Origin of the sequence: Noviherbaspirillum album (assembly GCF_035916955.1) — a bacterium.
GTDB lineage: Bacteria > Pseudomonadota > Gammaproteobacteria > Burkholderiales > Burkholderiaceae_D > Noviherbaspirillum > Noviherbaspirillum album.
Genome location: NZ_JAWIIV010000017.1, coordinates 14,954 through 41,366 on the forward strand (window position 1 = coordinate 14,954; position 26,413 = coordinate 41,366).

22 protein-coding genes are annotated in these 26,413 nt (G+C 57.6%); 7 read left to right on the forward strand and 15 right to left on the reverse strand.

What is annotated here, in order from left to right:
• Positions 1–44: 44 nt before the first annotated feature.
• From RY831_RS18880 to RY831_RS18930, 11 genes are all read right to left on the reverse strand, one after another.
• Entirely contained in the window at positions 45–827 is a 783-nt protein-coding gene (locus tag RY831_RS18880) for a transporter substrate-binding domain-containing protein (protein ID WP_326507934.1), read from the reverse strand.
• A gap of 535 nt (positions 828–1,362) precedes the next feature.
• On the reverse strand, positions 1,363–1,944 hold the full coding sequence (locus RY831_RS18885; protein ID WP_326507935.1) for an amino acid synthesis family protein: 582 nt from the start codon (positions 1,942–1,944) through the stop codon (positions 1,363–1,365).
• Positions 1,945–2,137: 193 nt separating this feature from the next.
• Positions 2,138–5,731 (reverse strand): molybdopterin cofactor-binding domain-containing protein, encoded by a 3,594-nt coding sequence (locus tag RY831_RS18890; RefSeq protein ID WP_326507936.1) that lies wholly within the window; start codon positions 5,729–5,731, stop codon positions 2,138–2,140.
• Positions 5,728–6,225, reverse strand: a complete 498-nt coding sequence (locus RY831_RS18895; protein WP_326507937.1) for a (2Fe-2S)-binding protein — start codon at positions 6,223–6,225, stop codon at positions 5,728–5,730. Before RY831_RS18895 ends, RY831_RS18890 begins: the two co-directional genes overlap by 4 nt.
• 10 nt (positions 6,226–6,235) lie before the next feature.
• The gene (locus RY831_RS18900; protein WP_326508035.1) at positions 6,236–6,982 is read right to left on the reverse strand and encodes an ABC transporter ATP-binding protein; all 747 of its coding nucleotides are present in this window, start codon (positions 6,980–6,982) and stop codon (positions 6,236–6,238) included.
• Positions 6,983–7,026: 44 nt separating this feature from the next.
• Positions 7,027–7,806: an ABC transporter ATP-binding protein gene (locus tag RY831_RS18905; protein WP_326507938.1), complete on the reverse strand. Its 780-nt coding sequence runs from the start codon at positions 7,804–7,806 to the stop codon at positions 7,027–7,029.
• Positions 7,806–9,701 (reverse strand): ABC transporter permease, encoded by a 1,896-nt coding sequence (locus tag RY831_RS18910; RefSeq protein ID WP_326507939.1) that lies wholly within the window; start codon positions 9,699–9,701, stop codon positions 7,806–7,808. Before RY831_RS18910 ends, RY831_RS18905 begins: the two co-directional genes overlap by 1 nt.
• Positions 9,702–9,837: 136 nt before the next feature.
• Complete coding sequence (locus RY831_RS18915) at positions 9,838–11,043, reverse strand: ABC transporter substrate-binding protein (RefSeq protein ID WP_326507940.1); 1,206 nt, start codon at positions 11,041–11,043, stop codon at positions 9,838–9,840.
• 59 nt (positions 11,044–11,102) lie between these two features.
• On the reverse strand, positions 11,103–11,687 hold the full coding sequence (locus RY831_RS18920) for an amino acid synthesis family protein (RefSeq protein ID WP_326507941.1): 585 nt from the start codon (positions 11,685–11,687) through the stop codon (positions 11,103–11,105).
• A gap of 183 nt (positions 11,688–11,870) precedes the next feature.
• The gene (locus RY831_RS18925; protein ID WP_326507942.1) at positions 11,871–12,806 is read right to left on the reverse strand and encodes a UPF0280 family protein; all 936 of its coding nucleotides are present in this window, start codon (positions 12,804–12,806) and stop codon (positions 11,871–11,873) included.
• A gap of 14 nt (positions 12,807–12,820) precedes the next feature.
• On the reverse strand, positions 12,821–14,425 hold the full coding sequence (locus tag RY831_RS18930; RefSeq protein WP_326507943.1) for a 6-hydroxynicotinate reductase: 1,605 nt from the start codon (positions 14,423–14,425) through the stop codon (positions 12,821–12,823).
• Positions 14,426–14,606: 181 nt separating this feature from the next.
• On the opposite strand from RY831_RS18930, the gene fdxA reads away from it, so the two are divergent.
• The 6 genes from fdxA to RY831_RS18960 all read left to right on the forward strand — a co-directional run bounded on the left by fdxA (position 14,607) and on the right by RY831_RS18960 (position 20,125).
• A complete protein-coding gene (gene fdxA / locus RY831_RS18935; RefSeq protein WP_326507944.1) occupies positions 14,607–14,930 on the forward strand; it encodes a ferredoxin FdxA in 324 nt (107 codons plus the stop codon).
• A gap of 135 nt (positions 14,931–15,065) precedes the next feature.
• Entirely contained in the window at positions 15,066–15,839 is a 774-nt protein-coding gene (locus RY831_RS18940; protein WP_326507945.1) for a ferredoxin--NADP reductase, read from the forward strand.
• A gap of 51 nt (positions 15,840–15,890) precedes the next feature.
• Positions 15,891–16,604 (forward strand): TetR/AcrR family transcriptional regulator, encoded by a 714-nt coding sequence (locus tag RY831_RS18945; RefSeq protein ID WP_326507946.1) that lies wholly within the window; start codon positions 15,891–15,893, stop codon positions 16,602–16,604.
• A 150-nt stretch (positions 16,605–16,754) separates the two neighbouring features.
• Positions 16,755–17,954 carry an amidohydrolase family protein gene (locus RY831_RS18950; protein ID WP_326507947.1) on the forward strand — a complete coding sequence of 400 codons (1,200 nt, stop codon included), beginning with the start codon at positions 16,755–16,757 and terminating at the stop codon, positions 17,952–17,954.
• 164 nt (positions 17,955–18,118) lie between these two features.
• Complete coding sequence (locus RY831_RS18955) at positions 18,119–19,045, forward strand: DMT family transporter (protein ID WP_326507948.1); 927 nt, start codon at positions 18,119–18,121, stop codon at positions 19,043–19,045.
• A gap of 186 nt (positions 19,046–19,231) precedes the next feature.
• Positions 19,232–20,125: an AraC family transcriptional regulator gene (locus tag RY831_RS18960; protein ID WP_326507949.1), complete on the forward strand. Its 894-nt coding sequence runs from the start codon at positions 19,232–19,234 to the stop codon at positions 20,123–20,125.
• Positions 20,126–20,258: 133 nt separating this feature from the next.
• Here the strand turns inward: RY831_RS18960 and RY831_RS18965 are convergent, their stop codons facing one another.
• From RY831_RS18965 to RY831_RS18975, 3 genes are all read right to left on the reverse strand, one after another.
• Positions 20,259–21,014 carry an SDR family NAD(P)-dependent oxidoreductase gene (locus RY831_RS18965; protein WP_326507950.1) on the reverse strand — a complete coding sequence of 252 codons (756 nt, stop codon included), beginning with the start codon at positions 21,012–21,014 and terminating at the stop codon, positions 20,259–20,261.
• 380 nt (positions 21,015–21,394) lie between these two features.
• Positions 21,395–22,363: a Bug family tripartite tricarboxylate transporter substrate binding protein gene (locus RY831_RS18970; RefSeq protein WP_326507951.1), complete on the reverse strand. Its 969-nt coding sequence runs from the start codon at positions 22,361–22,363 to the stop codon at positions 21,395–21,397.
• A gap of 57 nt (positions 22,364–22,420) precedes the next feature.
• A complete protein-coding gene (locus RY831_RS18975) occupies positions 22,421–23,722 on the reverse strand; it encodes a sulfatase family protein (protein ID WP_326507952.1) in 1,302 nt (433 codons plus the stop codon).
• Between the two features lie 166 nt (positions 23,723–23,888).
• Between RY831_RS18975 and RY831_RS18980 the strand changes: the two genes are divergently transcribed.
• Entirely contained in the window at positions 23,889–24,815 is a 927-nt protein-coding gene (locus tag RY831_RS18980) for a LysR substrate-binding domain-containing protein (RefSeq protein WP_326507953.1), read from the forward strand.
• Between the two features lie 280 nt (positions 24,816–25,095).
• On the opposite strand, the gene RY831_RS18985 is transcribed toward RY831_RS18980, so the two are convergent.
• The gene (locus tag RY831_RS18985) at positions 25,096–26,271 is read right to left on the reverse strand and encodes a PepSY-associated TM helix domain-containing protein (protein WP_326507954.1); all 1,176 of its coding nucleotides are present in this window, start codon (positions 26,269–26,271) and stop codon (positions 25,096–25,098) included.
• Positions 26,272–26,413: the final 142 nt, after the last annotated feature.

Consider the following 26,413-nt stretch of genomic DNA (forward strand, 5'->3'; position numbering starts at 1 on the left):
CATGTGCCGCCACCGGCGTGCTGCTCATTAATCACAATATTCGCTTACAGGTCCGCCGGCAGAGGCGCTTTCAGCCATTTGTCCGCGATGCGATTGAGGCTGCCGTCCTTCTTGGCATTGGCAATAATCATGTTGACGCGCTCGAGCATCCTAGTTTCGTTCTTGTTGAGCCCGATATGACATGGCGAATTCTTGATCAGGAATTTGACTTCCGGCTTCTTGTTCGGCTGTTTTTCGGAAATGCTGGCCGCTACGATATTTCCTGTCGCAACAAGAGGGACCTGGCCGGCGAGAAATGCTGAAATCGTCGTGTTATTGTCCTCGAAGCGCTTGATTGTCACGCCGTTGGGAGCGATCTTGGTCAGTTCCAGGTCTTCAATGGCGCCGCGCGTGACACCGACCGTCTTGCCGACCAAGTCTTCTGCCTTGGTGACTTTCTGGCTGGCGAGGCCGAACACGCCGTTAAAGAATGGTGCGTATGCGTCACTGAAGTCGATCACTTTTTCACGTTCGGCATTCTTGCCGAGACTGGAAATAACCAGGTCGACCTTTTTCGTGCTTAGGTAAGGAATGCGGTTCGCACTGGTGACGGGCACGATTTCGACGACGACTCCAAGCTGGCCTGCAATCAGCTTGGCCACATCAATGTCATAGCCAACCGGCTTCAGGTCGACGCCGACCGAGCCAAACGGTGGAAAGTCCTGCGGCACGGCGACGCGAAGCGTCTTGTTCTTGATAACCTCGTCTAGCACGTCAGCATGCGCGAAGGTACAAGCGAGTGTGGCAACACCGGCAACAAGGGCGGACAGGACATTACGGCGATTCATCGACAACTCCTTTAATGGCGCTTTTAATGGCATTTGAAAAACTGTTATCCCATTCGTCGGGATGTTGCATGGCATCATGCAGTTTCCGTGCCTGCGTACAAGCCTTGTCTACGAATTTTGTGTACCAATAACGCACATCTTTGGTGCTCTGCCGGTAGAGAATGCACCGCAATGAAGCTTCATGCTACTTGGATGGGATTTGAGTTAAGAAAGGGGAGGCCAGTGCGAGACTGTCTGGAACTCAATGACTCCAGTTAGCCAGGATAAACGGCCATCACAGAAATGACGAATGCCAGTCGATATCTCCATGCGGATGCTGACGCGTGGTGACTGATTATTTGGAAGCCGGGGATGTAAAGGCCGGCAAGGCGGTGTCTATCGAGTTGCATGCCACCTTGCGGCACAATATTGCGGAGCGATGGGCGTTGTTTCAGGCGCTGTCTTGGCGGGACCGATTTCTCGTCTTCGATTCGCCGATGAGGCAAGGTCGCTTGTCGTGTTCACATCAATGCCTACAGGCGGCCCTGTTGTTCATTCAGCGCTGCCCGTCGCCCACCTTGATTTCGTCGACTCTCAGTCCTCCAAGCCGTTCGTGAACGCGGCCTCCGGTCGCCATCACGAATGCGTAGAGTAGTTCATTTGGACGCGGGCCGTCGATCGTACCCACCTCCACCGTGCTGAAATGGCTGCGGACGTAAGCCGCCTCGAGATGATGCAGCGGAATCTGGAGCCTGGTCCCCGCAGTCGCAACCACTTTGGAAGAAGGCACAATGGATTTAGCCTGCGGAAGATGTTTGCGCATCGGGTATCCGCCACTGATGTGCCAGATTGCGCCATGTTCCAACTCGCCATTAAGGCCGACGATTGCGCCCTTGCCGTATGCCTGAATCTTGTCGGCGCCTCCCAGGGCTTCGATCAGTTCGGGAACAACCGACATAGCCAGTTCAGTAGTAGCTTCAACGAACGGGCTGAGGTCTTCGACGTAACGACCGGCGTACGGGTTATCCAGAACGATCGCCAGGCTTCCCATCTTGAGAGGAACGCTGGCTACAGGACCACCCTCATGATAGACGGTTTCGATATTAAGCAACTTCTTGCGTACCTTGATAAGAGACATGGTGAATTCCTCACAGAAAAAAGCCGATACCAACAATCTATGCTTCCGCGTCTGGCAGGCTTCTCCGCCAGACGGGCTCGTTCATTACACCAGCAATCCGGATGCCGGCGACAACATCATCGGGCTACAGACAAACTCATGGTTCTCCCACGCCAAGGATGGACAACGACATCCTGAGCCGTTCCAGCGTTGACTAATGCTGCGCAACCCCGCTGGCCCGCAACCTGGACACCGTTGACTCCACGCCTTCCCATGCCGGTTTTTCCGAGGCATATCGTTGGCGCATGTAGTTAGCAATGCGGGCAATCTGCTCGTCGCTCAAGTTGTCCCTGAAGGCTGGCATGTATCCGCCTTGGCGATTTGCAGGTTCCCTTACACCACTCAGAATGGTCTGTATTAAGTTGTTCGGGGTCCTGCTATGCAAATTGCTGTTTAAAGCAAGCGGACTGTTCACCCCAGGCAAATCAGGGCCGCTTCCATCATGGTGGCAACTACCGCATGCAGCCGAGAACAGACGGCTGTCAGTACTCACGATGCGTTCGCTCTGGGCCTTGGCTGCAGCCGTCAGTCCGGAGACTCTTGCGGCAGCCTCACCCGCTTCGGCAGGTTGGTTGAATGATGCAAGGTAATGAGCCATGGCCCGCACATCCTCTTCCGGTAACAGGGATAGTTCCCGTACTACCGGTGCCATCGGTCCGGCAGCAACGCCATGCTGCTCGGTATGCCCGTAACGCAAGTAGCGAAATAACTCCTGTTCGGTCCATGGTACCGGAGCGTGGGTAATGGATGTCAGCGGCGGTGCCTCCCAGCCATCGATCATCGCGCCGGTGAGGAAGTGCCTTCCTGCCTTTTCGGCCCCTAAGGTATTTCGTGGCGTATGGCAAGCGGTGCAATGGCCAAGGCCATTGACAAGATAAGCTCCACGGTTCCATTGCATGGAGCGGTTACGGTCATCCGCAACCGGACCAGGATCCAGGTACAGCGCATTCCACATCCCCATCAATGGGCGGATGTTGTAAGGAAAGGCAAGCTTCGTCGCTGGAACTTCGGCGCGTACCGGATCCTGCGACATCAGATACGCATAGATTGCCATCAGGTCTTCATCCGTTGTCCTGGTGAAGGAGGTATAAGGAAAGGCGGGATACAGGTGCCGACCGTCACGTGAAATACCCTCCCGCATGGCGCGCTGGAATGCGGTGAAAGACCATTTGCCGATACCGGTCTCGGGATCGGGCGTCAGGTTAGTCGTATAGATTTTGCCAAAAGGCGTGTCAAGCGCCCTTCCCCCTGCATTGCGCCTGCCGTTCGGCGCGGTATGGCAAACAACGCAATCACCTGCCGCTGCCAGCAGGCGACCACGTTCAATGACGGTCGGAGAATAAATCGAGGTCGTGGCTGTGTTGATTTCCGGGATCGCGGGTTTCCAACCGAAAGCGGCCGCGCCGATGCCTGCGATACCCGCCAGCAGCGCGCCCGGCACCTTCCACCATGAACGTCTCGTGCGGGGTGGCGTTGCCGGTGCGGGAGCAACTGGATTCAGGGCAGCTTTCACCACCTCCGGAGTAAAAGGCGGCTGCCTGAAGCGTATGCCCGTCGCATCAAAGATCGCATTTGCGATCGCGGCGGTTCCCGGTACGGAAGATGATTCGCCGGCGCCCTGTGGCGGCTGGTCGGGGCGCGGCATCATCATGACATCGATGATGGGCACCTCCCGAAAATTGAGAATCGGGTAACTTCCCCATTCCTTGTTCACAACGGTATTGTGAACCGGCTCCACCTGCACCTTTTCCTTAAGGGCGCGGCTGGTGGTTTGAAGGACGTTGCCATGGATCTGCTGCTTGACGCCGGCAGGATTGATCATGAGCCCGGCATCATGGCCGACCACTACCCGCCGTACATGCACTTCCCCGGTGTTGCGATTAACCTCCACATCGGCGACCCAGGCGGCCCAGGCGGCGCCAAAGCCGGGAAAGCGGCTATGGATGTAACGTGCGTAGGCGAACCCCTGCCCCTTGAGAAATTCACCATCCGGCGACTGCTGCTGCGGTTTCGTATGCGGAAGCCAGCCCGCGCGTTCCGTAGTGGCACGGACAAGTTCCAAAGCCCGTTCGTCTTTCAGATACCGAAGCCGAAACTCTACGGGATCGACCCCGGCCTCGGCGGCCAGTTCATCGATGTAGCACTCATGGGCAAAAGAGTTGGGCAATGCCGATACGCCGCGCAGCCATGACGCACGAAGAATCGGCGCCATGTCGTTGATTGTTACGCGCAGATTTTCATAGGCGTACGGGGGCACCGATGTGCGATCTCCCATTTCATAAGCAATCGGTTGTGCGCTTACCTTGCCGGTCAACAGTAAAGCCAGCGTGACAGCGCCATTCGATGGATACGATGTCTGAAAGTCGTACGCCGCAACACTACTGTCGGCATTCAGGCCGCCGCGCACTTCCATCAGTTGTGCCGCACCTTTCGGTTCCCATTGGTGCTCCTGCTCACGTGTCAGCTGCACTCGCACAGGTGCCCCTACCGCGCGCGATAGAAGGGCGGCGTCCGCGGCCACGTCGTCGGCGCAGTTACGTCCATAACAGCCTGAGGCTTCCATGCGGATGACATCGATGGCAAGGTCCGGCAACTCCACGAGCTTGGCAAGATCAGCGCGCAGCACATGCGGATTCTGGCTACCGGTCCACACCGTCATGCGATCTTCGTGCCAATGGGCGACCGCACATGAAGGTCCAATGGAGGCATGCAGCTGATATGGCCAGACATAGGTGCGGTCCATGCGCACCGCGGCGTTTGCCAACCCGGCCTCCACGTCGCCCTGCTCCGCGACCACTCTCCTGCTCGACGGGTTATTCCGCAAAGCGATCTCAAGATCGCCAAGATCGGGCAAGGCGGGCCATTCCTTCCACTTCAGTGCGAGTTCCCGCATCGCCTGTTCGGCATGCTCTTCACGCATGGCGACAACGCCGACAAAGTCGCGTATCACCACGATCGCCACGATTCCCGGAATGTGCGCGATCGATTGCCTGTCCACGGATTCCAGGGAATTTCCGATAAATTCGCCGTGATCTGCGCCAGCGTAAGGCGGTCGTACGACTCGCCCGTGCAGCATTCCCGGAACACGAACGTCATGGACGAAGATCGACTCTCCCGTTGCCTTGGCGGGAATGTCAACGCGCGGCACATCCTTCCCCACGACCTTATAGTCTTCCGGTCGCTTCGGCGACACGCTAGTATCGAGCAATAATTCGACGTGGCGGTTTTTGACAAGATCGCCGTAGCTGACCGAACGATCCGGTTGGCTGCCACCGCTGACCGACACCGTACCGTCATTCACCGTCAGTTCGCCGCTCGGCACACCAAGGTGCTCCGCCGCATGCGTCATCAGCCAGGCACGTGCTTGTGCCGCGGCGGTACGCAAGGGAACGGCATGGATCTGTATGGAGGAGCTTGCAATGGTTGCGCCCTGATTTGGCGCACGTGTCGTATCGCCAAGTACCACGTTGATCCGTTCCATACCGACATCGAGCTCTTCGGCGACGATTTGGGCCAGAGCGGTACGAATGCCCGTGCCAAGATCGACATGTCCATTCAATGCGGTAATGCTGCCGTCATCCCAGATGGCGATCAGGATCTCGACACCCTCTGCGGGGTTGCCGGGCACGGCGGCAGGCTGCCCCTTGACCGCGGGTGGCGGCGGTGGCGGCTCGCGCGTAATCAACAGTACTCCGGACGCGTCATGAAAATCGCGCCGGTTGTATGGCCTATCGGCGCGACGCGTCATGTCGACTCCTCATTGCGAGCGGCAAGCAGTTCCACTGCGCGATGCACCGCTTCCAGTATTTCTATGTGGGTGCCGCAGCGACACAGGTTGTGAGCCAGGGCATCGATGATCTCGCTATCGGTAGGATGCGGATTTTTCTGCAGCAAACCGACAGTTGCCATGATCATCCCGTTAAGGCAATAGCCGCATTGCGCCGCCTGACGCTCAATGAATGCCTGCTGGACGAAGTGAGGATGGGTCCTGGTTCCCAGCCCTTCGAGGGTAGTGATTGCCCGGCCTGCAGCACCGCCTGCCGGAATCACGCAGGACCGCGCGCACTTGTCATCCATCAGCACGGTACATGCGCCGCATTGCCCCAGCCCACAACCGTACTTCGGGCCGTTAAGCCCGAGATCGTTGCGCAAGACATACAAGAGCGGTGCCTCATGCGGCACATCGAGACAATGCCGCTCGCCGTTGACCAGCAGCGAGAAGGGAGGCGATGATGCTTTCATTCCTCGGGACTCAAACGCTGAGATAGGCTTTTCTTACGGCGGCATTCGCTGCCAGCTCCTCCATCGAACCCTGAAAGCGGATCTGGCCCTTTTCGAGTACATATGCCCGGTCCGATACAAGCTCCGCGAAATGCATGTTCTGCTCCGACAAAAGAATGCTGACGCCCTGAGCCTTCAGCTCGATGATCATCTGTGCCATCTGTTCAACGATCACCGGCGCGACGCCTTCCGATGGCTCGTCCAGCAAAACGAGATATGGATTGCCCATCAGCGTGCGGGCAACCGTAAGCATCTGCTGCTCGCCGCCACTCATGCGCCCGCCGGGACGATCGGGCATTTCTCCCAGGTTCGGGAAGAGCTTGAAAAGACGCTCGGGCGTCCACTCCGGCGCCGGCGATCCTTCCGGCCAGCGACGCTTGGCCTGCTGCCCTACGTACAGGTTTTCCATCACGGTAAGGTCGGTGAAAATCCGGCGGTCTTCCGGTACGAATCCCAAGCCTTGTGCGGCGATCTCGTGAGTCCGCAAGGACGATATGTCGTGCCCCATGAACGACAAACTCCCGCGCCGCTTATTCAGCAGTCCCATGATGGCTTTAAGCGTGGTCGATTTTCCGGCACCATTGCGTCCCATCAGGGCGACGACTTCGCCGCGGCGGACGTTCAGATCAACGTTGAAAAGGATCTGCGCCGCGCCGTACCATGCATCGAGAGCCTGGACGTCCAGCAGTTTGTCGTCTTGCGCTGTTACGCCTGGCATGCCATCCGTTGCGACTTGCGTTTCGGTTTGCGTTGTGGCCAGCATCACGCGACCTCCTTCGAAATAGACGGTTTCTCGAACGTCTTGCCGGTTCCGAAGTAGACTTCCTGCACTTTCGGATGATCACGAATTTCGCTCGGTGCCCCGCCGGCGATGAGCCGCCCGCGCGCCAGCACAATCATGCGGTCCGCATAGGTGAATACGACATCCATGCTGTGCTCCGTAAAAAGCACCGCCATATTGCGCTCGACAACCAGCTTTTTGGTGAGCGCCATCAGTTCATTGCGTTCCTTGGGGGCCATTCCGGCGGTGGGTTCATCCATCAGCAACAGCTTCGGCCGGTTTGCCATGGCGATCGCGAGCTCGACCCGCTTGACGTCTCCATAAGCAAGCACGCTGCAGGGGCGGTCAGCCTGCGCAGCCATGCCAACCTGTTCAAGCAATTCAATCGCCTCTTCGCGCTTGTACGCGGCAGCCTTGCGCCACATGGAAAACAGTTTGCGATCAGCTGAAAGCAAGGCCATCTGGACGTTCTCGACCACTGTCAATGAAGCGAAGGTCTCTGCAATCTGGAAAGTTCGTCCCACGCCAAGCCGCCAGATGTCGCGCGGCTTGAGCCCCACCAGTTCATGCTCGGCAAGCCGGATGGAGCCTACGTCGGCCTTGAGCTGGCCATTCACCATGTTGAAGGTGGTGGATTTTCCCGCGCCGTTCGGCCCGATCAGGGCAAGCAGCTCCCCGGCATGCAGATCGAAACTGATGCCGTCCACGGCCTTGACGCCGCCAAAGGATTTTCCAAGGTTGGTTACCGTTAGCAAACTCATCAGCGTGCCTCCTTTGCTTGACGGGCATGTTCAAATACCTGCCGGATGAAACCTGCGATCCCCTGGGGGAAAAGCAGAACAAGGAGCAGGATAATGCCGCCCAGCATCGCCCTCCAGTAGTCGGTACTGCGTGCTACCGTATCATGCAGCCAATTGAACGTCACGGCACCTACAATCGGGCCGATCAAGGTTTGTATGCCGCCAAGCATCACCATGACAATGCCGTCGACCGATCTTGCGACATGCAGGCTTTCCGGCGAAATGCTTCCTTTGGAGAAGGCAAACAGCGCTCCGGCGATAGCCGCTGTATAACCGGCAAGGATGAAGCCTGCCCACTGCAGCCGTTTCACGTCCATTCCGATGGCGTCAGCCCTGAGCACGGAATCGCGGCCCGCACGCAATGCATATCCGAATGGAGAAAACAGGATGCGGCGCAGCATGAACACGCCGGCGGCGACGATGGCGAGCGCCAGATAGTAATAGGCCGTCTTGTCCGAAAATCGATCCGATGGCCATACACCGGTCAGACCGTTGCTGCCACCGGTGACGGCGTCCCACTGGTAACAGATTGCCCACGTGATCTGTGCGAACGCCAGGGTCAGCATCGCAAGGTACACGCCTGACAAGCGGACGCAGAACCAGCCATAGAGCAACGCGCCGGCCGCTCCGACGAGCGGCGCAAGCGCGAGTGCTGCTTCCATTGGCAGTCCCGCATTGCGAGCCAGGAGCGCGGCGCCATAGGCTCCCAATCCGAAATAAGCCGCATGTCCAAACGAATGCATGCCCGCCGGCCCCATGATGAAATGGAGACTGGCGGCGAACAATGCCGCGATCATCAGGTCAATCGCAAGCACCGTCGTATAGGAAGAATCGCCGATGAACAGCGGCAAGACTACGAGCAAGGCGACGAGGGCAGCACCTGCGATCTTGTAAAGCCCCGAGGCGGGGCGCAGCGGCGCCTCAACCGCTGCGGAGTTACGCGTGGGCGCCTGTGGCCTGCCCAGCAATCCGCATGGACGCACGACGAGCACGACCGCCATGACGAGAAATTCCACCACCAGAGTCAGTTTGGAGAAAGATATGCTGATCCCGAAGACTTCGACCAAGCCAAGCCAGATACAGATTGCCTTCAGCTCAGCGATCAGCAGCGCCGCCACGAACGCACCGGTAATGGATCCCATGCCTCCAACGACAACCACCACGAATGCGGCCCCGATGGTGACCATGTCCATTTCCAGATTCGCCGGTTCCCGCGGTAACTGCAAGGCGCCGCCAAGCCCCGCAAGCAAGGCGCCGAGCGCGAACACGCTGGTGAACAGCCATGCCTCATTGACGCCGAGAGCGCCCACCATTTCGCGATCCTGCGTTGCGGCACGCACCAGTGTGCCCCAGCGCGTCCGTGTAAGCAGCAGCCAGAGCAATCCAAGCACGACCGGACCCACCACGATCAGGAGCAGATCGTATGCGGGGAAGCGGCGGCCCAGGATTTCGACAGACCCGGTGAATCCGGGTGCTCTCGGCCCAAGCAGTTCGTCCGGACCCCAGATCCACAATACTGCATCCTTGATAACAAGAACCAAAGCAAAAGTTGCCAGGAGCTGGAACAATTCCGGCGCCTGATAGATTCGACGCAGTAAAACGATTTCGACCACCGCGCCAAATATTCCGACAGCAATCGCCGCTAACAGCAAGGCAGGCCAGAAACCGATGCTGCCCCCCAGCTTTTCGACAAGCGTATAGGCGATATAGATTCCGATCATGAAAAAGGAACCGTGCGCGAAATTGACAATGCGCGTCACCCCGAAAATAAGGGAAAGCCCGGCCGCCACCAAGAATAGCGATGAAGCACCTGCCAGACCGTTAAGCAGCTGAACCGCGAAACCTGAAAAGTCCATGAGACGTTCTTTCTTTCAGCCATTAGATTGAAGGCTGGCCCTGCAATTTCAGCGCGCAGGGCCAGCGACAGGAGCCAGGCGACCCGAATGGACAGCTGCCTTCTTCATCCGTCCACGCAGTCGCCCGATCCTGCGTCTACTCGGCGGGACGCAGCTTGGAAACTTCGGCAGCCGATGGCAGGAACTTCGCGCCGTCCATATAACGGTAGTTCACCATTACGCCTTTTCCGCCTTCATTTTTCGTACGGCCCACGTAACCGCCCATGGTGGACTGGTGATCTTCGGCACGGTACTCGATCGGCCCCATCGGAGTGGTCAGCTTCAGGCCTTTGAAGGCGGCGATCATTTTTTCCGTTTCGGTCGACTTGGCTTTCTTCATTCCCTCTGCCAGGGATATGATCGCGCTGTAGCCAACGACGGATCCCAGGCGCGGATAGTCCTTAAACTTTGCCTCGTATGCCGAACGAAAAGCATTATGTTCGGGTGTATTGATGCCATACCACGGGTAGCCTGTGACCACCCAGCCGTTGGGCGCTTCATCCTTCAACGGATCCAGATACTCCGGCTCGCCAGTCAAAAGGCTGACCACCTCGCGCGACTGGAACAGCCCGCGCGTATTCCCCTCGCGCACGAATTTCGACAGATCGGCGCCGAACAATACGTTAAAGACGGCGTCAGGCTTGGCATCGGCCAGTGCCTGTACCACGCTGCCCGCATCAACCTTTCCCAGCGGCGGCGCCTGCTCGGCCACGAACTCCACGTCCGGCTGCTGTTTCTTGAGCAGTTCCTTGAACGTAGCCACCGCGGACTGACCATACTCATAGTTCGGATAGACCAGCGCCCACCGTTTCTTCTTCATTGCCGCAGCTTCGGGAACGAGCATGGCAACCTGCATGTAAGTCGATGGCCGCAACCTGAAGGTATAGCGATTGCCGTTCTGCCAGACGATCTTGTCCGTCAGCGGCTCGGCTGCCAGAAAGAACACTTTCCGCTGCTTTGCAAAATCGGTGAGCGCAAGGCCGACGTGCGAAAGGAAAGTGCCGGTCAGTACGTCCACGCGTTCGCGCGATACCAGCTCTTCCGCCGCGCGTACAGCGTCCCCGGGGTTGCCGTTGTCATCGCGAATGATCAGCTCCAGCTTCTTGCCGTTGACGCCGCCTGCGGCATTGACTTGTTCTACCGCGAGCTCCAAACCCTTGCGGTAAGGCTCCAGGAAAGCGGGCTGTGCCTTGTAGCTGTTGACCTCCCCGATCTTGATGACGTTTTGTGCCTGCGCCGTAAGAGCACTGCCGGCTGCCCAAAGGACAGCGCTTGTTATAACCCACTTGTTTATTGTGTTCATGCATCTCTCCTGTTGACGGGATTGGTATAGCAATGCCTTCACCGGAGGCAGCTCGTTGATTAACGCAAGCCGTCCTCGCCTTTGATTTCGTGAGACTGAAGCCCTCCCACGCGGGGTAATGGCCGACCGCTGTCAGTAACGACGACAGCGACGACAATCTCGTTTGCACGCGGAGCATCGGCGACGCGCGCCTCCATGGCGTCGAAGTGGCTCCGGACGAATGCAGCGTCTTTGTGGCCGATCGGAACGTCGACCGCCGTTCCGACCCCGCCCATCTTTTTACTGGAAGGGACGAGGGCCGCGCCACGGCTTACCGCCTGCCGCAGTGGCGCCCCAAGTTTCGGATGCAGGATGGCGGCTGCATGCTCGAGCTCGCCGCCCTCTCCGACAATGGCCGCCTTGCCATAACTCTGCGCTTGCTCAGGCTCGATGCCGAGCGCTGCCACACACCGCTCTCCCAGCATGCCGCCTAATTCCTCGCCAATGGCAATCAGATCGTCGAGCGATTCTGCGTAGTGTCCCGAGTAAGGGTTCTCAATGACCGCCATGGCCAAGGCTTTTCGCACCGCAGGATTGACCTGCCTGCCCATTTCCATCCGGGTTTCTTCGACTTGAACAATCACTTTTCGAATTTTTGCAGCCATTTCAGCTCCTTCCATATGGACGGGTCAACTTGGTCCGGGATGAGTGCAGGTCATCTCGTTGAGTAATGCCTGAAGCTTTCTCCCGATTCTTTGCACACGCATCGCGCGGACGAGACAAAACCGTTTTAGCTTGGCGGTGTATTTTTATTCGGCGTCATCTGAAGTGGTCTCCAAAGCACATCATCAGTTCATTGCCCAAGTCGATTGAGAAGTGCTACGTGGTGCTTCAATGCAGGTCTGGCGAATTGCAGATGCGGATGCGATTCCGCATCCTAGATGCATCACCTTCCTTTGGCAGGTCAGAATCGCATCCCTGATCAATCCATCCCTTTGCAAATGGTGTGCCCGCTCCAGGCCCGTTTGCAGTGCATGCTCGACAACGTCCGATTCTAGCTCAGGAACATCCACTGTCACCAGCATGTCTCCGAGATCCGAGTTGTCCTTGAGCGCACATGCCGGCAGGCGCCGGATGCGTATGTCATTCACATTCACCGCATTGGCAATGATGGTTGCGGCTGCATCAGCTTGTGCCGCCGTATCGGCCAGCACGGTGACGCTATCGGCAATGCCGAAGGAAAAGCTGCGGCCGCGCCATCCGCTGGTAGCGACGCCGCGCACCGGGGAATCAGCATCAATGGACAGTTCACCGTCCGGGCGCAGGTTGCCGCGGCGTGCCGCATCGGTGGCCGTGTAGATTTCGGTGCAAATGCCGACTCGATATGATGCGCCCGCACTTAAATAGAGCGCGATGTCGCCACCGTTATTGACGGCGGCGCGCATGATGCCGGGCCCTTGATAGAAACCGATGATTTCCTGAGCGACCGAGCCGGCTACCGCGGCCATCGGCGTGATATAGCCATGACGGAAGGGATAGCAGGCTGCCCACATCCTGCGTGCAATCCCCCCTTCAACTGGACACGCGCCGGCCACACCCAGTGGTCGCTGAATTATCGCGAGTTCGTCCACGAGTTCGGTCAAGACCGTCTTGAACCGCTGCCACGCAAGCTCGTGCGCCGACCGCACCGCGTCAGCAGATCCTTCAACCTGAATCACGAGATCGATTGGTCCATGCGAAAAGTGCACTCGACCGTCCGGAAGGTAAGCACGCTGCGGTGCCATCGCGCTCATCCCGCCTAGCCCAGCATTGGCCCGACAGCGGCCGGCCAGCTGTTGCCTGATATCGGCTCGATCCACTTGCGGCTTACAGGCGCGCCTTCATTATGCCAGGCACCGTAATCGAGCACCGCCGAAAGCGGCCGCACATATTCCATATGCCCGCCTAAAGCCTGGTACTCATCCAGCCGCATGGTGAACTCGATCGGAGCAACAATAGCCGGTGTTGGAACAGTGCCGAAGCTGTTATCCGGCATCCGCATTACGTCGGTCATCACGGTGATGCCGCCGCCAGGCCAGATATAGGCGGGTGCGCCGCCGCATGTCACGTTCACAAGCGACTTCTTGATTGATTGCGTTAGCAGGATCGGATTTTCAGTGACGCCTGCGCGCAGGCTCCCGCCCGCGCCGCCAAGAAACAGCACCGTGGTCAGCGACGGTTCGCAGTTCTCGCCGATACGCTCGACAACGCTTCTTACTTCGGGTGGCATAGTCTGCTCGACCATGCGCAGGCTCTCGTCAAGAACAAACCATACCGAATGCTCACCAGTGGTTGATGTCATCAACAGCCGCAGTCCCGGCCATGCAACATCGGGGTCCCATCCTTCAATGATACTGGTTGGGTCGACGATATCGGTGCCTCCCCAGCCCGTCCCCGGATTGGCAACCTGAAAATAGCGGCCCGGCGTCGACTTGCGGCCACGGATCTTGATACCCGCCGGCCGCATGTCGAGGCACCGCCCCGCCTGATGTTCCGTCAGCACCCCGGTGATGTGATCGTCCACCACGATCACCTCGTCAACCTTTCCATACAACTGCTTGGCAAAAATACCGATGGTGGCAGAGCCGCAGCCTACCCGCATCCGCTGCTCTTCGACACCATTGACGATGGGTGCGCGGCCGGCCTGAATCACCATTTGCGCACCGCCGTCAATGGTCACTTCCGCAGCCTGCTTGTTGCCGAGCAGTTGCATGATTTCGGCCGTGACGCGCCCTTCCTTCTTGCTGCCGCCGGTGAGATGATGCACACCGCCAAGCGACAGCATCTGCGAGCCGTATTCGGCGGTTGTCACGTGCCCGATCACTTCACCCTTGTAGCGGACATTGGCTTGCTCCGGCCCTAAATAACGGTCGGTATCGATCTTGACCTTGAAGCTGCAGTAGCTGAAGATTCCTTCGGTGACCACCGTGACCATATCGACGCCTTCGGCTTCGGAGGATACGATGAATGGCGCCGGTTTATAGTCCGGATAGGTGGTCGACGACCCGACACCCGTCACGAAGGTGGCGTTCGCGTGAAGCAGATCGCCGCTCCATTCTGGCGAAGCGATCGAGTGCTCGTCTTCATTCGCGGACAAATTTTGTCGCCCTGCGAAAGGCACGACCGCGGCATCCGCATCGATCGTTTTCCTCAGGAGCACCACGGGATCGACGCGCACCAGCGTGCCATCAACATTGGCGTAGCGGTCGCATGCGCCGGAACGTCCAGCCGTGATCTGGCAAAGAACAGGACAGGCATTGCACTCTATCTTATTGTCGGCCATGCGCTCGCTGCGCGGCTTGGCACGTTCAAGCACTTGCGGCTCAAACTCTGGCAGGCCATCTGTTTTCGTGTGCTCGGTCATGACGTCAGCATCCCGGTGTGTTGATCGTACATCGCATCAGATGAAATGTAGTGTACACTACATTTTCGTTTAGTGTACACTACATTTAAGTGTTGTGAGCTCTACATTTTCTGCTGTTCATCGGTGCGCACCCGTTTAGTGCCAAGCCCCATTTGAGGGCATCCATTGCCAGGAGAACGCGATGACCCACGTAGTAACCGATGGCTGTATCCAATGCAAATTTACTGATTGCGTCGAAGTGTGTCCGGTGGATTGCTTCAAGGAAGGCCCTAATTTTCTCGTGATAGATCCCGATGAGTGCATCGACTGCGCGGTGTGCGTCGCGGAATGCCCGGTCAATGCAATTTTCGCGGAAGAGGATGTGCCGTCGGAACTCAAGGTCTTTACTGGGCTTAATGCGGAGCTTGCGATCAACTGGCCGACCATCTCGAGCAGCAAGGATGCCTTGCCGAACGCCGAAGAATGGAAGGGAAAGTCCGGCAAGCTGTCCGTTCTGGAGCGATAGACTGCATTGCTGCTAAGCGTGACCAAGTATTGAACGGACCCGGGATATGAAAGTGCAAGCCTAAGCCGGTATCGCATGTCATGGCCGGCCAAGACTTCAGTTCATCTGTGAATTCATTTAGATAGCGGAGAAACCATGAGTGCTCTTCAGGAAGAGGAAGTATTAAGTGTTCATCATTGGACGGACAGCCTGTTCACTTTTACCACCACACGCGATTCCTCGCTGCGTTTCAGTAACGGTCACTTTACGATGATCGGCTTGCGCGTGGATGGCAAACCACTGCTTCGGGCATACAGCATTGTCAGCGCCAACTATGAAGATCATCTTGAATTTCTAAGTATTAAGGTGCCGGACGGCCCATTGACATCGAGATTGCAGCACATCAAGGTGGGCGACAAGATCGTCGTCGGCCGCAAGCCGACCGGAACGCTGGTCACTGACTATCTGTTACCGGGCAAGCGCCTGTATCTGCTTTCTACCGGCACGGGACTCGCACCTTTCATGAGCATCATCCGCGACCCGGATGCCTATGAAAAATTTGACCAGATCATACTGGTTCATGGAGTCAGGACCGTCGATGAACTCGCCTATCATGATCTGCTTGTGGAACATCTGCCGAATCATGAATTCCTGGGTGATCTGGTGTCGAGCAAGCTGCGCTACTATCCAACCGTGACCCGCGAACAGTACAAAACCATGGGACGCGTTACGGATCTCATTTCAAGCGGCAAGTTATTTAATGACTTGAATGTGCCGGAAATCAATGCCGCCGAGGATCGCGTCATGATCTGCGGGAGCCCGGCCATGCTGCGCGACCTCAAGAAAATGCTCGAGGACCGTGGCTTCGCGGAAGGGAATACCTCAACGCCAGGCCACTTTGTAATCGAGCGTGCATTCGCCGAACAGTAAATCTCCAGTTACCATTGGCGCGCCGAAGCAAGACAACACTTCCACGAAAATATGGCAACAACCACGTCTCAACGCGCAGCGTCCGGATCCGCAGCTGCAAAAAGGCCCCGTGTACGCGAAGTCGCTGCACAGGGTACGCAGGAGAGCATCCTGCGTGCGGCCACGAAGATATTCGCGAAGCACGGTTTCGCCGGCGGCCGCATCGATCAGATTTCCAAGGCAGCGAAATCTCATGATCGCATGATCTATTACTACTTCGGCAGCAAGGAGCAGCTGTTCATTGCCGTCATAGAAGAGACCTATCGACGCTTCAACGAAGCGGAGTCGAAGGTGGTGCTCAACATGGAGAATCCCGTCGACGATTTGACGACACTGGTCCGCTTCATGTGGAACTACTATCAGCAGAATCCGGAATTCATCACCTTGCTCAATAGCGAGAATCTCCACAGGGGGAAGCATATTTCCAAGTCCATGCGGGCGCGAGAATATTCATCCCCTGCCATCTCGCTGATGCAGACGGTTCTTGAACAAGGCGTCGCCAGGAAAATCTTCCGGCCCGATCTTCGGGCGCGAGACATCTATCTGATGAGCGCCGCACTCGCATACTTCTACCTTTCGAACCGCTACACGCTGTCGTCCTTCCTTGGTGAAGATCTGGCAGCAAAAGAGTCACTCGATCATTGGGAGAGCTTCATCACCTCGGCAGTTATTCGCCAGGTCTTGTTGAAACCGGAGGGCGCACCGCCGACCTCACCGCGAGCATAGGCTTGCGAGACATCCAACCCTTGAAAGGCAGGCAAGTCTATGAATGCAAGATACAGTTGTTGCACATATCGGTTCGGGTGAGCAATCGCTAGTTCGCCTTGCACGGCAGCGTATTCCGGTCAAGGCAGGGTTCATACAAGGAGAAATGCAATGGCAGATGCAGCAAGCGTCCAGAAGTCAGGCAAGGTCGTCATCAAGAATATTGGTCTCCTGCTATCGGGAGACATCGATCAGCCTATCCTTCAGGCCAATACCATCATCGTGGAAGATGGCCTGATCACGGCAGTAGGCGCATACGGCGACTGCGATACGGCCCATGCGGACACTGTCATCGATGCGCGCAATACCTGTGTCGCCCCGGGGCTGATCGACAGCCACGTGCATCCTGTATTCGGGGACTGGACACCGCGCCAGAATCAATTGGGATGGATCGACTCGACGATGCATGGCGGCGTGACCACCATGATCTCCGCCGGTGAGGTGCATCTTCCCGGCCGCCCCAAGGATATTGTCGGCCTGAAGGCGCTTGCCATCACGGCCCAGCGCGCATTTGACAATTTTCGTCCGGGCGGAGTCAAGGTCATCGCTGGCGCACCAGTTATTGAGAAAGGCATGACGGAAGAAGATTTCAAGGAGCTTGCCCAAGCCGGCGTCAAGCTTCTCGGCGAAGTCGGCCTCGGCTCTGTCAAGGCTGGTGAGGAAGCGCAGATGATGGTGGCATGGGCGCGCAAATATGGCATCCAGAGCACGATTCACACGGGTGGCCCTTCTATTCCCGGTTCAGGACTGATTGACAAGGATGTCGTCCTTGAGGCGGATGCGGATGTTATCGGCCATATTAACGGCGGCCACACCTCGTTGCCGGAGGCACATGTCTGCGAATTGTGCGAGCGTTCAAGCCGTGCCATTGAGATCGTTCATAACGGCAATGAACGGGTTGCGATCGCGGCTGCGCAAACCGCCATTCAACTGAAGTGTCCTCACCGGGTAATCCTCGGCACGGACGGTCCGGCCGGATCCGGCGTCCAGCCACTCGGCATGCTGCGCATGGTGTCCTTGCTATCCAGCCTGGCCCGGATACCGCCGGAGCTTGTCTTCTGTTTCGCCACGGGCAACACCGCGCGCATCCGCGACCTCAATTGCGGCCTGATCGAGGTCGGGCGCGCGGCGGACTTCGTCTTCATGGACAAGGCACAGCATTCAGCCGGACGCGACCTGCTCGACAGTGTCCAGCTTGGAGACATTCCAGGGGTGGGCATGGTAATGATTGACGGCATTGTCCGTTGCGGGCGTAGCCGGAATACTCCTCCTGCAACGGAAATCCCGGTGGTCCTGTCTTCGGCTCATTGATTTTCCGGTCACGTCATTGGCGCATCCGATGTAAGGATGCCTTTGTGTTGTGAAAGTACATGGCACGAATCGCGGCGTCGGCACTGGATAAGGGGCGAAGTCGTCGGCGGCGCACTCGCCATCATTGGATGTGGCGAGGCCCTATCGGACATCCAGGGACATTGATGATCAAGCCTTTCCTGTTGCGCATTGACGGATTGAGCCCCTATGCAAAGGGAATGTGGCTAGGCTTGTTTGCGATGATGCTATTCGGCCTGACGCTGCCGATGACGCGCATGGCGACTGGGTCACTTCTGAGTCCGCAGCTGTCTCCCTGGTTTGTAACCTTCGGACGCGCGGTAGTTGCAGCGGGTCTTTCTCTGATGCTACTCGTTCTTATGCGTGCGCCGCTGCCTGAACGGATGCATTGGAAGCCGCTCGTGGTTGCGTCGTTAGGCAACGTCATCGGCTATCCGTTATTGCTCGCTATTGCATTGCGCAGTGTATCGGCAAGCCATGCTGCGGTTATTACGGCACTTCTGCCGCTGGTCACTGCGGTGGTCGCCGCGCTTACCTTTCGCCAGCGCGCGACGTTTGCCTTCTGGTTCTGCGCGGCTTTGGGCACCGCGCTTGTGGTGGTGTACTCGATCGCCCGGTCAATGTGGACCGAATCGGCATTTCGTCTGGAATGGGCGGATTTCCTTCTGGTTGCCGCCGTGCTTGCGGCATCGATCGGCTATGTACAAGGCGCGCTGCTCACGCCGAAACTAGGCGCCGAACGTGTCATCTGCTGGGTTACGGTGGTCGCCTTGCCGGTATCCCTTCCGCTTGCCATCGTGAGCTGGCCCAGCGTGGCCATCAGTGCCTCGGCCTGGGCCGGCTTTGCCTACGTCGGCACGTTTTCAATGTGGCTTGCCCTCTTTGCCTGGTACAGGGCTCTCGCCGTTGGCGGCGCTATCAGGGTAAGTCAGGTGCAGTTGCTCCAGCCTTTTTTTGCGATGCTGTTCGCAGTGCCCTTGCTTGGAGAAACCCTGGACATGTTGACGCTCGGATTCTGTGTCGCCGTGGTGACCACCGTATATATCGGGAAGCGAATGTCAAATCCTGCCTGACTGCCCTGACTTAGAGGAAGGCAAGATGGATAAGGCGCTGTTAAGCGGGTGCGGATGCGGTTAGTATCCCGGCGCGGGCCCTGCGCCTGGCACCAGAACTTTTTTCCTCTTTTGCCTATTCCTACACGCGGACACCGTCGTCACGAGGGTTGAGGCGTGACGCAATGAATCGTATAAAATCAGTTCATGGCAGACACACTTCTCAATGCAGTACGTCGATATTCGGAAGCTCATGCTGACAATACAGGGGTCGGCCGGACACCTATTCCAGGCCTGACGACCATCTGCGCGACACGTCGGACAGAATTGAATTATGCGATTCAAAAACCACTGGCCTGTTTGGTGTTGCAGGGCGCCAAGCATGTGGCAATAGGGAAACAGTCCTACGATTTTTGTGCCGGTGATTCATTGATAATCACTGCAGACGTGCCGACTGCCAGCCAGATTACGAAGGCGGATGCTGGCGCTCCATATTTTTCACTCGTCCTGGACCTGGACGCTGCATTGATCGCCGATCTTACAGCCGAAATGACCTCATTGGATGATACCGCCTACCCGCCTGTAGCACAGGAACAAACCGATGCTGAAGTGGCGGACTCGGCGTTGCGATTGATGCGCCTGCTTGAGCGACCGGCTTCAATACCACTTCTGCAGGCGCCGCTGCTGCGCGAGATCCATTTTTGGCTACTCACCGGTCGGCACGGGGCGGCCATTCGACGCCTTGGTTCCCCGAACAGTCATGTCCGACGGGTGGCACGTGCCATTGCACTTCTTCGTGCGGAATATAACCGCCGCCTGTCCATAGAGCAACTGGCGGAAGTGGCGGGCATGAGCCCATCTTCATTTCACCAGAAATTTCGCGCAGTTACGTCTTTAACGCCGCTTCAGTTTCAGAAGCAACTGCGCTTGATTGAAGCTCGGAGGTTAATGCTGGCAGAGGGGATGAATGCCAGCAATGCAGCGTTCGAGGTGGGCTATGAAAGTGTGCATCAGTTCACTCGCGAATATGGACGAATGTTTGGCTTGCCGCCGGTTCGGGACATGCGCGCCGCAAGCGGCCGGATGAATGCAATGGCGTAGCTGGGCGCCTCTTATCCTTCGCATGTCTGCGTTGCTCAATTCCGCTGTTTTGCACGAATTGCGTGAGGTTTTCTACCAAGGCAATCTGCATCGATGGGCCGGCCCACGCTGGCCCGTCGATGCGTCATCCCTGTCAGATAACCTGCCCGCCGGAGACTTCGATACGCTGGGCGTTGATCCAGCGATTGTCTTCGCTGAGAAGATTTGCGATCATTGGACCAATATCGTCTGGCACTCCAACCCGTCCCAAGGCGGTCATCTGTGCGAAGCCTTTGTTCAGGTCCGGCATGTCACGAACGGCACCACCCAGAAAGTCAGTCTCAATGGCGCCCGGCGCAACCGTGTTGACCGCGATGCCTCGGCTTCCAAGCTCCTTGGCAAGGTAAACACTCAATACCTCGATCGCTCCCTTCGCCGCGGAGTAGGCGCCAAAGCCCGGATACGAAACGCGGGTAAGTCCGCTTGACAGGTTAACGATTCGGCCACCGTTGGCGAGCAAGGGCAACAGGGCCTGGGTAAGGAAGAATACGCCTTTGACGTGCACATTGAACAGTTTGTCGAATTGCGCTTCCGTGGTGTCTTCGAACAAGGCCATTTCACCATGTCCGGCATTGTTGACAAGATGATCGAAGGTGTCGCGCTGCCAGGTGGTCTGCAAGGCGGAACGCACTTTAGCGGCAAATGCCGGAAACCCCGCGCTGTCACTCGCGTCAAGCCGGAGGGCAAGCGCTTTGCGCCCCATCGCCTCTATTTCTGCTATGACCGCCTGGGCATCATGTTCGCGGTTTTGGTATGTGATGATGACGTCGCTACCACGACGCGCGATGTTGAGAGCGGTATTGCGGCCCAAGCCACGGCTTGCACCAGTAATGATTGCGATTTTCCTCATGTCTAGCTCCTTGGTCGGTTGGGAGCAGTCAGTATCGGAGCGGGGCTTCTTTCCCGGTTGCCGGAAGCCGGCCAATTTTTTGCCTAATCCTACACGGCAAATAGCGTCGGCAGCTCGAGTGAAGATTTTCCCGCAAAGAACTTACCTGTAGGCGAGAGCGAGAGCAAGCGGCCTGATCCTTAAGATCACCCAGGATTTGCACGGTGGATTCAATGCCGGCTTCATGCCTGCGTTTTGAAGTAGTGCCTGCATTCCGCTTAACGCCGGGAATCTCGGCATATGGCTTTGAACAGCCGCAGTCATATCACTTCAGGAAGTTCGACTGCGGCTTGCACTGGATGCGGGCAAGGCACCCGTGCGGAATAAGAAGGCGTTGAAGATCAGTTCGGTTTCAGATTCAAGCGCTTGACCACCGGCGCCCATCGTTCGACATCGATCTTGAGTGTTTTCGCAGCGTCTACGCTGTTGCTGCCAATCGCTAGCAAGTCCAGGGCGGCAAGCTTCGACTGCGTAGCCGGATCCTGGAAGATCTCGGCCGCTGCACGCTCAAGTTCCTTGACAATCGGCGCCGGCGTGCCCTTTGGCACAAACAGGTATTGGTTGAAGGTTGCGTCGATCTCGGGCTTGCCACTGACCTTTGCCAGGGTTGGCACCTCGGGCGCAAGCGGGGACGGTTTGGCGCTTGAGACCGCGAGCGCCGTCAGTCGACCCGACTTCACATGCGGCAGCACTACCGGAGTAGTCAGAAAGCCGCAGTCGACATGGCCGGCCAGCACGTCGGCCGCTGCCGGGCTTGGTCCCTTGTATGGGATGTGGTTCATTTCGATACCGGTGGCAGTGAGGAACATTTCCGCTGCAAGGTGCCCGGGCACCCCTGCGCCACCCGACGCATAAGTCACGCTTTGTTTTTTGGCCAGTTTGGCCAGGTCGTCAATGCTGGAGACCTTTGCGTGGCTGCCGCATACGAGCATCTGGCTGAAGCTTGCCAACAGCGAGACCGGCACGAGGTCGGCCATGGCGTTGCTGGAATAAACATGCGGGTTAACGGTAGCGATGGTGTCCGGACTGACCAGAAGCATGTGACCGTCCGGCTTTGACTTTCCGATCTGTACCGCCGCGAGGTTGTTACCGGCTCCAGGTCGGTTCTCCACGATCGTGGTCTGCTTGAAGCGCGTGGCCAAGCGGTCGCTTAACACGCGCGCAACGACGTCCGACGGCGCACCGGGAGCAGAACCAACGTAGATTTTGATCTGCTCGGATGGATAACCAGGCGCATTTTGAGCATGGGCTGCGCCGTGGGCGCAAACAGCGACGCCGATGGCTGTAATGAATTTTTTCAGATGGGTCATGATGTCTCCTTTTTTAATGATCGATGTTGTTTGTGACTGCAGTCTTCGACGCGCCAGTCAACGGGACGGCATGTCCTTTTCGGTATAGACCAGCCCGATATACGCATTTGGATCGCATGGGCGGATTTCCGCGCTCCAGCGTTCGTACTGCTCGCGCATGGATTGCAGCAGATGCGGCTCCCGAGTTGCCAGGTTGGCGCGTTCGCGTTCATCAGAGGCCAGATTGAACAGATATTCCTTGTCTTCAATAGCCAGATACTTCCAGTCGCCTTCCCGCATTGCGCGCTGGCGGCGGTAGTTCATGCGCCAGTACATGGGTCGCGGCATGGAAAGCTGCGGCTCCTTGAAGATTGGCAGCAATGACATGCCTTCCATTGGATAGCGCTCGTCTGCCTTTACGCCGGCGGCTTCGAGCATGGTTGCTGTCCAGTCCATCGTGATGACGGTCTGGTTCGAAACCGTGCCGGGTGCGATCCCCTTGGGCCAGTGCGCAATGCACGGTACTCGTATGCCTCCTTCTGTCAAATCCATCTTGCCGCCTACTAAAGGCCAGTTGTCGGAGAAGCGCTCACCGCCGTTGTCGCTGGTGAAGACAACGATGGTGTCATCATCGAGTCCGCACTCGTCCAGCGTCTTCATGACAAGACCGATACCTTCATCCATCTCCCGGATCATCTGCCGATAGACATGGATGGATCCGCCGTGCTTGTGAGTGATGTCCCTGTCGGTTTCCGGATTGGCCTTGCCTTGGCTTCGCGTTTCCCATGGCCAATGCGGGGCGGTGTAGTGCAGGCTGAGCAGGAACGGAGATCTGTCGTCGGCGCGCCGCCGGATATAGTCGGCAGCCCGCTCGCTCAGCAGGTCGGTCAAGTACTTGCCGTCATGATTGACCGGCTCGCCGTTCTCGACCAGGTCATGCTTGCCGCCACGGTCGACATGGCTGAAATAGCTCACTCCGCCCGACAACGGTCCGATGTGCTCCTCATAGCCGCTTTTCAGGGGCCCGAAGTGAGGCGGATAGCCGAGATGCCACTTTCCCACCAACGCCGTGCGATAGCCGGCATCCCGCAGCAGCGAGGCTAGCGTCGGGTGCTGCGGCGGCAAGCCGATTTCGGTGCTGCCGCGGAGGCGGTCGGTCATCGGTTCCTCGTCGGCGCCACGCAGGTGGTACTGATAGCGTCCGGTGATGAGGGCAAATCGGGTGGGCGAGCACACCGGCGAGTTGGAGTAAGCCTGCGTAAATCGAACGCCTTTCGCCGCCATGGCGTCGAGGTGGGGCGAAACGTTCTCGCGGCCGCCGTAACAGCCGAGGTCTGCATAGCCGAGATCGTCGGCGAGGATAAAGACGAAGTTGGTCATTGCTTGCCACCGCGCGGTGAACCACTAGTTGAAGGGAGGAATGAAGGAAAGAAGTTCACGTAACCTCAAGTTAATTCTTGCAAGTTTCGATTATGACCATCATAGAAGATCGGGCTTGGTATAAGCTGATCGTTTTTACCTAGTAAATTGAGCTCAGGGAAATCAAGTGGGGCAATTATTCGATTCGAAGCTGCGCCTGCGCCACCTTCAGTGTTTGGTGGCGGTAGCGAGTCACCGTAGTGTGCAGAAGGCTGCGGATGCACTCTCGCAAACGCCTTCCGCAGTCTCGAAGAGCGTGTCGGAGTTGGAGGAAATGGTCGGGACACGTCTGTTTTCCCGCCGTCGCGCAGGCCTTCAACTGACGGCGGAGGGCGAAACCCTGCTTGCATCCGCAACACGTGCCTTCGGCGCATTGCATGAGGGTTTTCTGGCGCTTGATCAAGGAAGCAGTCTGGCCAAGCAGGTTAACATCGGCGTGCTGCCGACTGCCGCCGCCTTTCTGTTACCGTCCGCGATCTTAAGCATGCAGGCGGAGTTTCCGCATTTGGTCGTCAATGTTCATTCAGGCTTGAACAGCGAATTGCTCCAGCGTCTGCGCGCACGTGAACTAGATCTGGTCTTGGGACGATTGCCCGACCCTGCCGAAATGTATAGGGTGTCGTTTGAAACCCTGTATACGGAACCCATGATCCTGGCTGTGCGGCCCAACCACCCCTTGCTGTCGACGGCACCCGACCCTTCACAGGTTGCCCGCTATCCACTGGTCCTCCCGCTTACCGGGACCACCATACGGCAGGCAGCGGAAGCATTCTTCATCTCGTCCGGGGTCGCGGTGCCCCGCCCGCAGATCAACACGCTGACCGAGGCAGTGGGTTACGAACTAGTCCGGCGCAGTGACGCGGTCTGGTTCGTGCCACTGGGCGTCGTCAAGTCCGACCTGGATGAAGGCGACATCATGCAGGTGCAGATTGATACCAGCGTAACCCGTTCCGCGGTCGGTCTTTCCTTTCTTACCGACGCGCCCTCCCATCGTTTGATCGAGCTATTCGCGGACCGACTTCGCGAGCTGGCTGCGAGCATGCGCGACAATTAAAGCGCGTAGAAACGATCGGACTTCGTCAACATTCTCAATCGCGGTATCGGGTTTTTATTCAATACCACTTCCGAACGCTATTCCGATGTGGCGCGACGACTCACCACTCGCCCCCGTCCCCATTCAATGCCGCGCCACGCCGATACAGCAACCGGGATACTGAGCGCCGCGGATGACAGCCAGTCCCAAAATCCGTCAGCGACCAGAGCAGCCAATAAGCCGACCAGGGTTGCCAGTCCGATAGCCAGAGGCCAGCCCCACGTGCGAATGAAGTCAGGTTTCATCTTGCCTCTCTTCTTGCAATGCCCGTATGCCGAGCCTGCATGGATGCATCTTCCGTGTCGATGCCGATGTCGGCGCTCGATGTCCAGCCGCCGCGGCGCAGCCAGAGGTACAGGCCGCTACCGAGCACCAGGATGGTTGCAATGTCCAGCAATGCCCATAGGATCTGCATCGGCATGCCGCCGTAATCGCCGAAATGCAGCGGCTGCGACACCAGCAGTGCCGTGACATACCAGGGAAGATCGCGGCTGTCCGTCACCTTCGTGGTTTGCGCATCGACGAGGACCGGCCTGAACAGCCGTGACGTCAGGGAGGAGTCGCCGCGCAGGAAAACGCCGTAATGATGCGGACTCGTAAACGTCGTTCCCGGAAATGCAATGAACCCGATCTTCATGTCCGGCTCCAATGCCATTGCCGCGTCGACCGACTGCTGCAGCGAACCGAATCGGGATGGCGGCGCCTGCCCCTTGTACGGTTCGATCATTTCGCTCACCTGGTCTAAGCGCCACAGGTCGATGAGCGGGTCGGCCAGCGTATTGATCACTCCGGTGAGCGTCACGACGCTGGCCCACACCAGCGTCACGATGCCCAGAAGATTGTGCAAGTCCAGCCATTTGATGCGCGATGAATTTTCGCGCCGCACCGTGCCGAAATCCAGCTTGCGCATGAAGGGTGCGTAGAGAACAACGCCCGACACGATGGCCACGAACAGCAGCAATCCCATGAAACCAAGGAATAGCGTGCCGGGAAGGCCGGCGAAAAGATCGACATGCAGCTTGAACATCAAATGAATGAAACCTTCATCCAGCTTCGGTTCGGCCAAGACTTCGCCGGTGCGCGCATCGACTGCCACCTGCTTGAGATCCCTGTCTGACGTCGGGGTATCGGACAGGGTCACGTACCAGACGCGGTCATCATCCGCTTCCTGGGAGACAAACATGCCCTCCTTCCCGGGAAACTGCGCCTTTGCCACATCGAGCACATGGTCGAGGCTGACGCGCGGCGCGTCGGCCGGCAGCGATGGCGCTTCGACTTCGGTACCCAGCAGATGACCGATCTCGTGATGGAAGATCAGCGGCAGCCCCGTCAGGCAAAGCAGCAGCATGAAAACGGTACAGACAAGGCTGCTCCATTTATGGATCCAGGCCCAGCGGCGTATGGCAGTAGCGGTCATAGGAATGTCTTGAAAGCAAAAGTTCGTGGCAGCCGAATGACATAGTCGGACGGCAATCGATGTCTTGCAATTCAATATTGGCTTGTAACATCGATCAGTATAGTTTAATCTAAATAATAATGATTCGTATTATTAGAGATTG